The sequence below is a fragment of the Micromonospora sp. NPDC005257 genome (assembly GCF_042872445.1).
In the GTDB taxonomy this organism is placed as follows: domain Bacteria; phylum Actinomycetota; class Actinomycetes; order Mycobacteriales; family Micromonosporaceae; genus Micromonospora.
In genome coordinates, this window is the sequence record NZ_JBIAKL010000001.1 from 773,808 (window position 1) to 787,048 (window position 13,241).

General features: G+C 74.4%; 7 protein-coding genes and 2 pseudogenes. 6 read left to right on the forward strand and 3 right to left on the reverse strand.

What is annotated here, in order from left to right:
* The 3 genes from dinB to ACFYO8_RS03295 form a co-directional block, all read right to left on the reverse strand.
* A complete protein-coding gene (gene dinB / locus ACFYO8_RS03285) occupies positions 1-1,188 on the reverse strand; it encodes a DNA polymerase IV (RefSeq protein ID WP_355095978.1) in 1,188 nt (395 codons plus the stop codon).
* Between the two features lie 97 nt (positions 1,189-1,285).
* Positions 1,286-4,471, reverse strand: a complete 3,186-nt coding sequence (locus ACFYO8_RS03290) for a penicillin acylase family protein (RefSeq protein WP_387188410.1) — start codon at positions 4,469-4,471, stop codon at positions 1,286-1,288.
* Positions 4,472-4,727: 256 nt separating this feature from the next.
* Complete coding sequence (locus ACFYO8_RS03295) at positions 4,728-5,861, reverse strand: N-acetylmuramoyl-L-alanine amidase (RefSeq protein ID WP_354863422.1); 1,134 nt, start codon at positions 5,859-5,861, stop codon at positions 4,728-4,730.
* Between the two features lie 211 nt (positions 5,862-6,072).
* Here ACFYO8_RS03295 and ACFYO8_RS03300 point away from each other — a divergent pair, with 211 nt between their 5' ends.
* The 6 genes and pseudogenes from ACFYO8_RS03300 to ACFYO8_RS03325 all read left to right on the forward strand — a co-directional run.
* Positions 6,073-6,591, forward strand: a complete 519-nt coding sequence (locus ACFYO8_RS03300; protein ID WP_354863421.1) for a thioredoxin family protein — start codon at positions 6,073-6,075, stop codon at positions 6,589-6,591.
* Entirely contained in the window at positions 6,560-8,347 is a 1,788-nt protein-coding gene (locus tag ACFYO8_RS03305; RefSeq protein ID WP_354863420.1) for a hypothetical protein, read from the forward strand. The genes ACFYO8_RS03300 and ACFYO8_RS03305 overlap by 32 nt, the downstream gene beginning before the upstream one ends.
* Before the next feature lie 304 nt (positions 8,348-8,651).
* Positions 8,652-10,280 (forward strand): serine/threonine-protein kinase, encoded by a 1,629-nt coding sequence (locus ACFYO8_RS03310; RefSeq protein ID WP_354863419.1) that lies wholly within the window; start codon positions 8,652-8,654, stop codon positions 10,278-10,280.
* Between the two features lie 54 nt (positions 10,281-10,334).
* Complete coding sequence (locus ACFYO8_RS03315; RefSeq protein WP_354863418.1) at positions 10,335-11,363, forward strand: hypothetical protein; 1,029 nt, start codon at positions 10,335-10,337, stop codon at positions 11,361-11,363.
* A 73-nt stretch (positions 11,364-11,436) separates the two neighbouring features.
* Positions 11,437-12,159, forward strand: a pseudogene (locus ACFYO8_RS03320) (hypothetical protein); the annotation flags it as partial.
* A gap of 403 nt (positions 12,160-12,562) precedes the next feature.
* Positions 12,563-13,165, forward strand: a pseudogene (locus ACFYO8_RS03325) (MFS transporter); the annotation flags it as partial.
* Positions 13,166-13,241 lie beyond the last annotated feature (76 nt).

A 13,241-nucleotide genomic window follows, 5' to 3' on the forward strand; every position in this document is an offset into this window, starting at 1 on the left:
TCAGTCCGGCAGCCGGGGCGTCTCGACGCCCGGGTCGCGGCCGAGCAGCACGCCGCGGGTCAGCGCCCGTGATCCGAAGCGGTCTCGCACCGCGTCGACGGCGGCGTCCAGCGCCGGGCCCGGGTCGGCGGTGAACGGCAGGGTGAGCTGCGTGTGCCCGCCGCCCAGGTTGCCCACGGAGACGCCGAGCAGCGTGACGCCACGTTCTGCGATCTGCGGGAGCGCGGCGCGCAGCAGGTCACCGGCGGCGGCACGCAGCGGCCCGGTCTGCGCGGTCGGCTCGTCGAGCGTGTGCGACCGGGTGGCCCGGGTGTAGTCGGCGAAGCGCAGCCGCAGCGTCACGGTGCGGCCGGTGCGCCGGGCGGCGCGCATCCGCCCGGTGACCCGGTCGACCAGGCCGGCCAGCACCGCGTCCAGGTCGGCGGGGGAGTGCGGCCCGCGTCCCAGCGCGTGCTGCGCGCCCATCGAGGAACGGCGGCGGCCCACCTGCACCGCCCGGGGGTCGCGGTTGTGCGCCAGGGCGTGCAGGTGCCGGCCGGCGCCCGCGCCGACCAGCGACACCAGCGTCGGCTCGTCCAGCCGGGCCACCTGCCCGACGGTACGGATGCCGCGCTCGCGCAGCCGGGCGGCGGTGACCGGGCCGACGCCCCACAGCCGTTCGACGGGCAGCGGGTGCAGGAACGCCAGTTCCCGCTCCGGCTCCACGACCAGCAGCCCGTCCGGCTTGGCCACGCCGCTGGCCACCTTCGCCAGGAACTTCGTCCGGGCCACGCCGACGGTGATCGGCAGGCCGACCTCGCGGCGTACCCGATCCCGCAGCACGGCCGCGATGCCGGCCGGCGGCCCGGCGAGCCGCCGCAGCCCACCCACGTCGAGGAACGCCTCGTCGATGCTGAGCCCTTCGACGAGCGGGGTGGTGTGCCGGAAGATCTCGAACACCGCCCGGCTGGCGGCGGTGTACGCGGCCATCCGGGGCGGCACCACTGTCGCGTCCGGGCAGAGCCGCCGCGCCTGCCGGCCGCCCATCGCGCTGCGCACGCCCCGCGCCTTGGCCTCGTAGCTGCACGCGAGGACCACGCCGCCGCCGACGATCACCGGCCGGCCGCGCAGCCGGGGGTCGTCGCGCTGCTCGACCGACGCGTAGAACGCGTCCAGGTCGGCGTGCAGGATGGTGGCCTCGCTCGACACCCCGACATTCTCGCACACATGTTCGAATTGGCGGGACTGACCTGCCCGGACACAGGCGACCGGCCGGCGGGAGCACCCGCCGGCCGGTCGCGAGCGGTCACCGTCCGTAGACCTCGAACTCGTAGAGCGAGAAGCCGTACGAGGTGGCCCGCGTGACGCCGTACATCCGTACGTAGCGGGCGCCGACCGGGGCGAACGTCGCGTTGTCGACGCCGCCGTTGCCGGTGGTGGTGCTGAACACCGGCTGCCAGGAGTTGCCGTCACCGGAGACCTCGATCCGGTAGCCGGTGGCGTACGCCGCCTCCCACCGCAGCACCGCCCGGCTGATCGTCCGGGCCGAGCCGAGGTCCACCCGCAGCCACTGGTTGTCGTTGTAGCTGCTGGACCACCGGCTGCCGAGACTGCCGTCGACCGCCTTGGCCGGGGTGTTGCTGGTCAGGAGTTGGGTGCTCGACGCGGTGGCGGTGCGGCCCTGCGCCAGGTTGGTCACCGCGTCGCCCCGGCGCGCCGGGAACGAGACGACCTGCTGGTAGGTGGGCCGGTTCTGCCAGGCGATGAGCGGGTGGGTGATGCCGCCGAGCCCGGACTGGGCGATCGAGTCGGCGCACCACTGGTCGCCGGCCCCGCAGGACGAGTCGCCCGGGTAGACGGTGGTCGCCGGCGCCGCCGCGGCTTGGCCGAGCGTGTCGAGCAGCGCCTGCCGGCACGCGCCCAGGTTGCCGTTGCCGCAGTAGGTGCGCCCGAGCCCACCGGCCACCGGGTCGCCGAGCACGGCACGCAGGTCCTTGTCGACGTAACCCCACCAGCCGTACTGGAACGACGAGCCCTTGTGCGCCTGCCCCTGCGACGCCCAGTTCACGGTGCCGTCGCGCGCCGCGTTCTGGCCGCCCGAGGGCGACTCGTTGACCTGGAGGGCGCCGACGAGCGCGCCGTACAGGTCGGGGCCGAGACCGGGCCGGAACTGCGCCGAGGCCAGCAGCGGCCACCAGGCGTCGAAGATCCGGATGGCGTCGGCGTGCTGGTAGATCTTCGACCCGGGCGACGTCTCCACCCGCCGCGACCCGGCCTGCTGCCAGGCCCGCAGCTTGCTCACCGCGGCGGCCAGCGCCGGATCGGTGACCGGCGTGCTGTCCAGCACCCGCAGCAACTCGCCGAGGACCTGCTGGCCGCGCAGGTCGGTCACCGCCGCCTCGGCGGTGATCCGCACGACGTCGGCGCGGCCGACCTTGCGCTGGGCGATGGCCGCCTTGACCGGGCCGTCGAGAAGTTGGGCGCGGTGCACCGCGCCGTAGCTGAAGTTGCCGTCGGCCGCGCCGAAGTCGCGCGCCTGCTTGTTGTTCCAGCTGACGTAGTAGTCCTGGTTGACCGACTGCGGGTGGGCCGACGCCGGGGCGTACGTGGCGTCGTTGGTGTCCGGGTTCCAGCCGGCCCACTCGTACGCCGGCTCCGCCTTGGCCGGCAGGTTCGGGTCGAGCCCGGACGGGCGGACCGGGTTCGCGCCGGAGTTGAAGTACGCCGCCTCGGTCGAGTTGACGTAGAACCAGTTGAACGCGTACCCGACGCTGGCCGCGGACGCCTGGAACGCCGCCGCGCTGCCCATCGCCGCCGGGTCGTTGTACGCCTGGAAGCCGATCGCCGAGTCGGCCTCGTGCCGGTAGGTGGAGCGCAGCTTGGTGAACGCGGTGGGCTGCCCGTTCACCAGCCCCCGGTAGGCCACCAGCCCGTACTTGGTGCGCAGCGAGCGCAGCGTGTACGCGCCGGCCGGGGTGGAGTCGGCGAGCGTCGGCGACCAGGAGTTGCGCTTCTCCAGCACCTCCATCGCGACGCACTGGCCGCGGTAGAGGTAGCGGTTGGAGCGCAGCGTCGGCGCGGTGCCGTCGGTGGTGCACAGCGGCACCGCGTACGTGTCGGTCAGGTCCTGGTTGGCGGAGGTGGCGCTCCACGCGTAGTCCTGGCCGCGGCCGAGCAGCACGTAGAGGTTCAGCCCGGCGAACGCGGCGCCGCGTGCGCTGATCCCTGGCCCTTGGAGTTCCTGGAGCATCAGCAGCTGCGGAGCGAAGTAGCCGGTCTGCGGGCCGAACACGGCCACCGGGTTGCCGCTGGTGGTGTGCCGTCCGGAGACCACCACCGCGTTGGACATGCCGTGCGACCGCAGGGTGGACAGGCCGCCGAGCAGGTCCTTGGTGGCCGCGCTGGTGCCGGTGCGGGCGGCGGCCCCGCCGGTGGCGTCGTACGCGAGCGGCTCGGCGACCACGGTGCCGGCGTCCGGCAGCACCGCGCTGGTGGCGCCGGGCGGCGTCGCGCCGTAGGGGAAGCTCTGCCCGGCGTGCAGCGTCAGCACGGTCTCCGGGTCGTTCTGCGAGCGGAACGCCGTCCAGACCCGGTCGCCCTCGGTCGGCCCGTACTTGGCCCGGGCGGCCACCCGGACCAGCGCGGACTGCATCTCGCTGCCGCCGCCTCCGCCGAACAGCCCGCCGATGACACCGGCGGTGGCGATCAGGTCGGTCATGGTGAAGTGCTTCGGCTTGCCGGCGCCGGTGAGCACGTACTCGCCGGGGTAGTTGTCGTCGGCGATCGACTTGTCGATGTAGGCGTTGATGCCGGCGATGTAGTCGGCCACGTCGGTGTGGAGCTGCTGGCCCCGGGTGCCCTTGAGGCGCAGCGCGTCCACCTGGGCCTGGAGGTCGGCCTCGGTGTAGGGCGAGTTGGCCCAGACGCTCTGCTCCAGCTCCCGGTTGCCGGGGGCGCCGCCGGCGAACGAGGTGACGTTGCCGCGGCCGACGTGCCGCAGCAGGTCCATCACCCAGAGCCGGTCCTGGGCGCCGGCGTAGCCGGCCCCGAACATGGTGCCGGCGCGGGTGGTGCCGGTGACGTGCGGGACGCCGGTGGCCTTGTCCCGCACGATGGTGACGTCCGAACGCGGCGAGATCCTGCTCTCGACCTGCGCGTCGGGGACGCCGAACGAGGCGTCGTTGTAGAAGTGGGCGATCTGCTCGTCGGTCAGCCCGGCGTAGTTGTAGACCAGGTTGGCGTACTCGTCGAGCTGGTCGCTGGAGTGCGCGGGCCGGGTGCCGAGCGCCTGGTGGGCCAGGATGCCGGCGAGCGTGGCGTTGCCGTTCTGGCCGGGCGGCAGGATGTCGGCGCACTGGCCGAGGCAGTAGTCGTCGGGGGTGAACGTGGTGTCGGCGAGCGCCGGTGACGGCGGGGTGACCGTCAGGACGCTCGCGGTGAGGACGGCGGCGGTGAGCGCCGCGAGGCGGGCACGGATGGCGGGTCGTGGCATGGCGATCCTCCGGGGACGCGGAGTCGGGCCGTTCGGTACGCCCGGCTGACGGTGTCTCGCCCTCCGCGCCGGGCGTCGTGCCCGGAGGTGAGAATGACTCATATCTATCTGCGGGCAATGATCGGTGCATCACCGGCGTCCGGGATAGCCGTTGTTCACCAGTCGTCAATGCCGACGTTTCGCCGCGTTCCGCACCACAACGAGGCGGTGGGGGTGGCGCGTCGCCACCCCCACCGCTCTCCCCGCCGGTGCGCCGTCAGTGCTTGTGGAACGACTGGCGCACCACACCCCCCACCAGCGCGCACCAGGTGGTGGTGCTGATCTTGCCGTTGGGCGGTAGTCCGTGCAGGTGCTGGAGGTCCTTCACCGCCGTGCGGGTGGCGTGGTCGTACTCGCCGGTCGGGACGACCTCGGCGTAGCCCTTGGAGGCGAGCATGAACTGCGCGGCGGTCACCGGGATCCCGCTCGACTTCTGGTCCAGCTCCGGCGCCAGGGTCTCCCAGGTCGGCGCCGTGAGGGTGGCGTCGACGTCGACAGGGATGCCGTTGCGGGCCTGCCAGTCCTGCACCGCCGCGACGGTGGCCGCGTCGAACACGCCGGTGACCGGCACGGTGTAGCCCTGGAACGTCAGCAGGTACTGCGCGACCCGGACCACCGGCCCTCCGACGAAGCGCCAGATGTCCGGCCAGCGGCGGGCCGGCACGTCGCCCAGGTCGGTGCCGAGTTCCTTGAACACCGCGCGGCGCAGCGCCGGGAACTCCCGGTAGAACATCGCGCCCGGGCAGAGTGTGGCGCGGAAGTCCCAGTGGCCGAAGATGTCGTGCGCGTGCAGTCCGTACTGCCGGCAGATCGCGGTGCACAGCCGGGCGAGGGAGTCGAGCAGCTCCTCCGGCGGCGTCTCGGTGACGTAGGTGCCCTCGTTCTCGATGCCGATGGCCCGCCCGTTCTCGCCCGGGCAGTGCGCGGCGATCATCTGCCGGTCGCCGGCCCGCAGCCGGTCCAGGCTGCCGTGCCGTCCTTCCAGGACGTGGCCGCCGCGGCTCACCGTGAAGTGCTGCCCGGTGTCGGACCAGCCATTGCCGTCCATGTGCAGGTCCTGGCAGTCGCGGGCGAGCTGCCTGGCGTGCTCCTCGGAGTAGTCGGTGACGTTCGGGAACGCCATGTGGTGCACGATGATCTTGTTGGTCGGGATCGCGCTCACCGACAGCGGGTCGGCCGGCGGGCGGGCGGCCCACTCGTCGCAGCTGATGATCCAGTCGAGGTTCGCGCCCGGCGCCGCCTGCGCGGCGGCCGGCAGGGCGAGCTCGCTCCCGACGACCGCGACCGCGGCGGCGCCGAGGCCGGCCCGCAGCAGCGTACGGCGGTCCAGCTCGGGGTGGTCGAAGTGCATCTCGCCTCCTCGATGGCCCGGCCAGCGCCGGGCGATGTAAAGGAACTGCAAAGAATGCGCGCGTGGTGGAGAATATTGCCGGGCGCGCGCGGTGCGCCAGAGGACAAAAGCGACGTTCGCCGGTCGTTCCTACCGCCGGAGTAGGCGATCTCATATTCGCTGACCGGGACGGACCATGTCCTTCCGCTGTCCGCCGTCACAGCCTGGGCCGGTGCAGTCGCCCAGCCCGGCCGGGATCGTCGTGCTCCTCGCGGTGCTCGTGGCCGCCACCGCGTTCGGCTGGTGGCGCCGCCGCCACGACGGGCGGCTGCGCGCCGTCCGGAATCGCCCATCGACCGCCGCCGACGCGCCGCACCGGGCCAGCCTCACCGCCCTCGGGGTACGCCCCGGCGAGGTCACGCTGGTGCAGTTCTCCGCCCCGGTCTGCGCGCCCTGCCGGGCCGCCCGCCGGGTGCTCGCCGACGTCGCCACCCGCCTCGGCGGCGTGACGGTGCTGGAGGTCGGCGTGGACGAACACCTCGACGCGGCCCGGGAACTGAACGTGTGGCGCACCCCGACCGTGCTGGTGGTGGACGCGGCCGGCCGCGTGGTGCGCCGGGCCGCGGGCGTGCCCGACCGCCGCGCTCGCCGCCCGGGTGGCGGTGCCCCCGCGTTGACGTTCCGCACGTACGCTGGCCCCGGCGGGATGGGGGAGTGGCATGGCGGGTCGCGGGCGGCTGGACCGGCGTAGCCTGCTCGCCGCCGCCGGCGGGCTGGCGGTCGCCGGGATCGGCGTGCCGGTGGGGCTGGCCGCCACGCACGACAGGCCGCCGCCCCCGCCACGCGGCCGGCGGCCGGTCAGCATGGCGATGCACCTGCACGCCTCGTTCAGCGAGGGCGTGGCCAGTTACGCCGCCCACCTGGACCAGGCCCGCCGCAACGGCGTCGACGTGCTCTGGTGGACCGACCACGACTTCCGGGTCGCCGCCCACGACCACCGCCGCGTCGTCCACTTCGACGGTCCGGAGGAACGCGAGGGCGGCCTGGCCTGGACCTGGCAGCCGGCCACCGAGGGGCGGCTGTCCGCCTCGGCCGCCGACTTCGTGGACGCGCCGGACGCCCTCGACGGCCCGGGCCGCGCGCTGCGCCTCACCGCCGCCGGTTCCGGCACCTTCTGGTATGCGGGCAAGGCGTGGAACTGGACGCACACCGCCAACATCTCCGACACCACACTGCACCTCGACGTCCGCCGCGAGGCCGCCGGCCGGGACGCCACGCTCACCGTGGAGCTGGCGCTCTCGCACCACCCGGCCGGACCCGGCCGGCCCGCCGGGCAGCTCGTGCTGCGCTACCGCCTCGGCGGAGTGGACACGGTCCGGCACACGGTCGACGGCCGGCACGGCACAGTGGAGCTGCCCGCGCCGGCCGGTGCGTGGCGGCCGTACACGTTCGACCTGCTCGCCGACGTGCGGCGGCTCTGGCCGGACCTGGTCGCCGGGGACAACTCGCTGCGCGGGCTGCGCCTCGGCGTGACGGTGGCCGGTGGCGCGCGCGGCGCGTACCTGGTGGACCGGCTCGTCTTCGACCGCGCCCGCCGCGCCGGGCAGGCGGGCGAGGAGTTGCGCGCCGAGGTGCTGCGCGGCTACGACGGGGCGTACCCCGGCGTCACCCACCACCGCGCGTACGAGGTGTCGATGGTGCGGCACCTCAACTGGTTCGGTGGCGACGGCACGCTGCCGCGCTTCCCGTCCCCGCCGCACCGGGACAACGACGTCGACGCCACCGAGAAGATGGTGGAGTTCCTGCACTCGCACGGCGGCGTCGTCTGTTGGAACCACCCGCTGGACGCGGAGCGCCGCGAGTCGCTGGCCCGGCTGCTGGTCAGCCGCGACGCGCTCGGCGTCGACCTGATCGAGATCGGCCGGAGACCGGTCGAGGACCACCTGTGGGCGTACGACGTGGCAGCCCGCAACGCGATCCCGCTCACCGCCGTCGGGGTCACCGACGACCACGACGGCACCGACTGGCGGGCCGGCCGGGACCGGAACGTCACGTCGGTCTGGGCGGCCTCGACCGGCCGGGACGACCTGGTCGCGGCGCTGCGCGCCGGGCAGGCGTGGTTCGCCGACCTGGCCGGCTACCGGGGCGCGCTGGACCTGGAACTGGGTGGCCGCAGCGCCATGGGCGCGCTCGCCGTGCTCGCCGAGGACACCGTCACGGTGCGGCTGCGCGCCACCGACCTGCCCGCGGGCGCCACGCTGGAGACGGTCACCGGCGAGGTCGACCGGGCCGGTGTCGCGGACCCGACACCGGCGGTCCGGGTCGGGCAGGTCCCCTGGCGGCAGTTGCGGCAGGGCTGGCACGACCTCCCGGTGCGCGTCGGCGCCGGCACGTACGTGCGCACCCAGATCCGCGACCGCGACGGCGAGATAGTGGGCGCGAGCAACCCCGTCTGGCTGCTCCGCACCCCTCCACCGGCCGGCATCCGCCCACCCCGCCGCTTCTGACGCTCCTTACCCCCGCCGCTCCGCTTCCTCTCCGCCGATCATGAGGTTGGCGGCGATATCTGCCCTTTTTATCCCTGTCAACTTCATGATCGATGAGGCGGGAGCGGTTGCCGGGGTCTGGTACTCGTGACGGTGTGTCCGATACCGACCACGTGCCGGGCGGCGCTGCGCCGTACCGGGAACCGGGCGCCGACCGGCGTCCGGAAGCAGCCGTTGCGGCGATGGCCGGCGGCTGCGCCACGGTGAGAATGACGAGCGAGGCGGCGTCCGACATCCGCCCCTGGGACGCCGTGGAGTCTGTCGCATGAGCGGCTGGGAACTGTCCGGATACACGCAGGTCCGCCGGCTCGGCGCCGGAGCGTCGGGCAGCGTCGTGCTCGCCATCCACGATCCGACCGGCACCCCGGTCGCGATCAAGTACCTGGTCCGCGACCTGGGCGCGGACTCGGCGTTCCGGACCGCGTTCCGCACCGAGGCCCGGCTGCTCGGCGAGATCGACGACCCGCACGTCAGCCGCCTCTACGAGTACGTGGAGAGTCCGCACGGCGCGGCGATCGTGATGGAACTGGTCGACGGCGTCTCGCTGCGCCAGATGCTGCGCGAACACGGCCCGACCACGCCCGAGGCCGCGCTGTGCGTCCTCAAGGGCTCACTCGCCGGCCTGGCCGCCGCACACGCCCACGGCGTCGTGCACCGCGACTACAAGCCGGAGAACGTGCTGGTCACCGGCGGCGGGGTGAGCAAGCTCGCCGACTTCGGCATCGCCATGCCGACCGGCCAGGGCTCCGGCGCCACCGTCTCCGGCACGCCCCGCTACATGGCCCCCGAGCAGTGGACCGGCGCCCCGGCCAGCCCGGCGTGCGACGTCTACGCCGCCACCGCCACGTTCTTCGAGTGCCTCACCGGCCGGCCCCCGTACCAGGGACCGGACCTGCTCTCCCTGCGCGACCAGCACGCCGGCGCGCCGATCCCCGCCGAGGCGGCGCCCCCGCCGGTGCACGACCTGCTGCGTCACGGCATGGCCAAACGCCCCGACGACCGTCCGTCGTCCGCCGAGGCGTTCCTGGAGCTGCTGGAGCGTGTCGCCGGCACCGGCTACGGGCCGGACTGGGAGGAACGCGGGCTGCGCGAGCTCGCGCGGCGGGCCGCGCTGCTCGCCGCGCTGTGGCCGTTCCCGGACCGGGCCGAGGGGGCCACCGCGGTGGCACACACCGCGCTGGGCGGCACCACCGGCCGGGGTGGACGGTTCCGCGGTGGCCGCACCCGTACCGCGCTCGCCGCGGGCGCCCTGGTCGCCGCCGTCCTGGCCGGGGGCGCCGGCTACAGCTACGCCGCCCACGACGGCACGCCCGCCGCGGGCCCGGCCGGCCCGGGGAGCGCCGGTCCCGCCACCACCGGCGCACCCACACCGGACCCGAGCGGCGCCGAGTCGCCGAGCCCGTCCCCGACGCCCAGCCCGTCCACCGCGTCCGCCGCACCGCCACCTCCCGCGCCGTCAGCCACCTCCGACCCTTCCGGGACGCCGACCCGTACCGGCACGCCCACTACCGGCGCGTCGCGCAGCAGCCCACCACCGCCGGACGTGACAGCGCCGGTCGTGGACGGCGTCCGCGCCGACCCGGGCGAGCTGGACCCGAAGGGCTGCCCCTACGGCGCCAAGAGCAGCACGGTCACGGCCACCGTCACCGACGACCGCAGCGGCCCGGCCGCGCTCACCGTCACGTTCGGCTACACCATCGACGGCGCCACCGGCACGATCCGGATGGTCGCCACCGGGCGCGGCGTGTTCACCGGCACGCTCGGCCCGCTGTCCACGCCCAGGCGCAGCACCCGGATCCTCGTCCGGGTCACCGCCGCCGACGCCGCCGGCAACGCGACCACATCGGCGTCACCGGTGTACGTGACGCTCTACCACGACTGCACCCCCGGCTAGGAGTACGACAGTGCCCACCGCAACGCACCGCAGCCCGTCCCGGGGAACCTCCGCGTGACCCGCCCCGACGAGCCCACCGAGGCGCTGCCCACCCGCGCCCTGCCCCTCACCGGGGACGCGGACGCCGCTGATTCGACCGTCCACCTGAGCGGTGTCCAGAGCGGGGACGACCGCACAGCAGACCTCGCCGCCTCGGCCACGCCGACGCCTCCAGGCGCGGAGCCGACCGTGCACCTGCACCCGGGCCGGGCAGACGAGGCGACGATTCGTCTCCGCGCAGCCACGGACAGTCCAGCCGGCGAGCCGACGGTGGGTCTGCGTCCGGCTCCGGCGAAGCCGATGGATGAGGCGACGGTCCATCTGCGCCCGGGAAACACGACCGGGCAGGCCACCGTCTACCCGCGTCCGACGGCGGGGCCGACCCAGCGCCCCGGCGCGGAACCGACCGCATCGTGGCAGCCCACCGCGTCGTGGCAGCCCACCGGCGTACCGCCCCGGGGCCACGCCACCGGTGCGGCGGCGGGCGCCGGGGCGTACCCGGATCGGACCGGCGACGCGCGGGCGGTGAGCGGCGGGCCGCCCTCGGGCGGCGAGCTGCGCTTCGGGCCGGGCGTGCCGGCCACGCCGCCGCCCGCGCCGCAGTGGCCCACCGCGCCCTCGATCCGCCCGCGTCCGGTCTGGCGCCGCGTCGCCTCGGTGCTGTCCACGCTGCTCACCGCGGTGCTGCTGCTGGCGGCCGGCCTCTACCTGTGGCAGCGGTTGCATCCGCTGGAGGTCGAAGGGGTTACCGTCGCGGTGTCCCGGCCGGCCGGTGTCGCCTGCGACGTGACAGTCGACGTGGTCGCCACGGTGCGCACCAACGGACGCGGCGGGACGATCCGGTACCAGTGGTTCCGCTCCGACGCGCCACCCGGCGCCGTGCTCACCGAACGGGTCGGCAGCGGGCAGCGGACCGCCGCGCTCACACTCAAGTGGACGTTCACCGGGGTCGGTGCCACCACCGGCATCGCCACCGTCAACATCATCGAGCCGGCGTCGGCGCAGGCGGGCACCCGGGTCGTCTATCGCTGCCCCGGCGGCTGACCGCGTTTCCCCGCGCGCGGGTCCGGGTAGCCCCACCCGAACGAAAACGTGACCATGTACGTGGAGGACCTTGATGAGAGACAACTTCGGGGACGCGGTGGGCGACGCGTTCCGTTCGGTGATGCTGTTCCTGCCCAAGGCGGTCGCGTTCATCGCGATCCTGGTCGCCGGCTGGCTGATCGCCAAGGCCGTGCTCAAGCTCGTCGACAAGGTGCTGGAGCGGGTGCACTTCGACCGGGCCGTCGAGCGCGGCGGAATCAAGACCGCGCTGGCCCGCTCGAAGTACGACGCCAGCGACATCGTCGCGAAGCTCGCCTACTACGGGGTGCTGCTGGTCACGCTCCAGCTCGCGTTCGGCATCTGGGGCCCGAACCCCATCTCCGACCTGATCGCCGGCGTGATCGCCTGGCTGCCCCGGGCGTTCGTCGCCATCGTCATCGTGGTGGTCGCGGCGGCCATCGCCCGCGCGGTCAAGGACATCATCTCCAGCGCGCTCGGCGGCCTCTCGTACGGCCGGGTGCTGGCCAACCTCGCCTCGGTGTTCATCCTGGGTCTCGGTGTCATCGCCGCGCTCAACCAGATCGGCGTCGCCACCACGGTCACCACGCCGGTGCTGATCGCGGTGCTCGCCACCGTCGGCGGCATCCTGGTCGTCGGCGTCGGCGGCGGGCTGGTCCGGCCGATGCAGAGCCGCTGGGAGAACTGGCTGACCCGGGCCGAGGAGGAGTCGCGCACCATCGCCACGCACGCCCGCGCCTACCGGGCCGGCCGGCGTGACGTCGAGGCCCGCCTCGCCGCCACCGGTCCGTACGCGGACTCCGAGCTGACTCAGCCGGTGAGCCGCGACGCCGAGGCGGACCGCACGCAGCCGGTTCCGGCCTACCCGGCCACCCCGTCGGTGCCGGCCGTCGCCGAGGCCACCGAGCCGGTGCCGTCGCAGGCGGGCGCGGAGGCCACGCAGCACATTCCGGCGTACGCCGACTCCGAGCGCACCCAGCCGACCACGCCGCGCCAGCCGACGGCCGAGCAGGCCGCGGACAGCGAGGCCACGATGGTCATCCCGCAGGCGGACGTGGAGAAGTTCCGCCGCTGATCCGGCCGCGACGAATCGGGGCGGGACCGCACGGTCCCGCCCCGATCTCGTGCCCGCCGGGGACCACCGGGGCGCCGCGCCGGACGGGCGGGACGCGGGCGACGAGCCGGGGAAGGGGCCGGGTGACGACGAGCCCGGCTGGCTGGACAGCCTGCGTCTCGGACTGGCCGAGGTGCGGGCCGACCGCCGTGTCCGCGCCGCCGTGCTGCTGGTCGCGGCCGTGACCGCGATCTGGGGCGGGCTCGACGAGTACACCGGGCTGCTGGCCGCCGACACCGGCATGGCCGAGGTGGGCGTTCCGCTGCTGCTCCTGCTCGTGTGGGCCGGGATGACAGTGGGCGGGCTGCTGGCGCCGCTGGGCGAGCGGCTGACCCACCGCGGGTACGCCGGTCTGCTGGTGTTCGCGGCGACCGCGACGGCGGCCGGGGCGCTGCTGCGGCACCCGGCGGGGTTCGTGCTGCTGGCGGCCGCGTTCGCCGCGTTCCAGCTGGCCACCGTGCTCGCCGACGTGCGGCCCCAGGCCCGGATCGCCGGGTCGGCCCGGGCCACCGTCACCTCGCTGGCCGGGATGGCCACCGATCTGACAGTCGTGGCCTTCTACGGCGGGTACGGGCTGCTCGCCGGCGCGGTCGGTAATCCGGCGGCCTTCGCGGTCGCGGTGCTGCCGTACCTGCTGGTGGCGCTCTGGCTGCTCACCGGCCGGGCGTGAAACACCAGAAAGGGGACCAACGGTCGCCTTGGTGGCCTAGCGTTGGTCCGGAAGTTCGGCGACCCGGGAGACGATC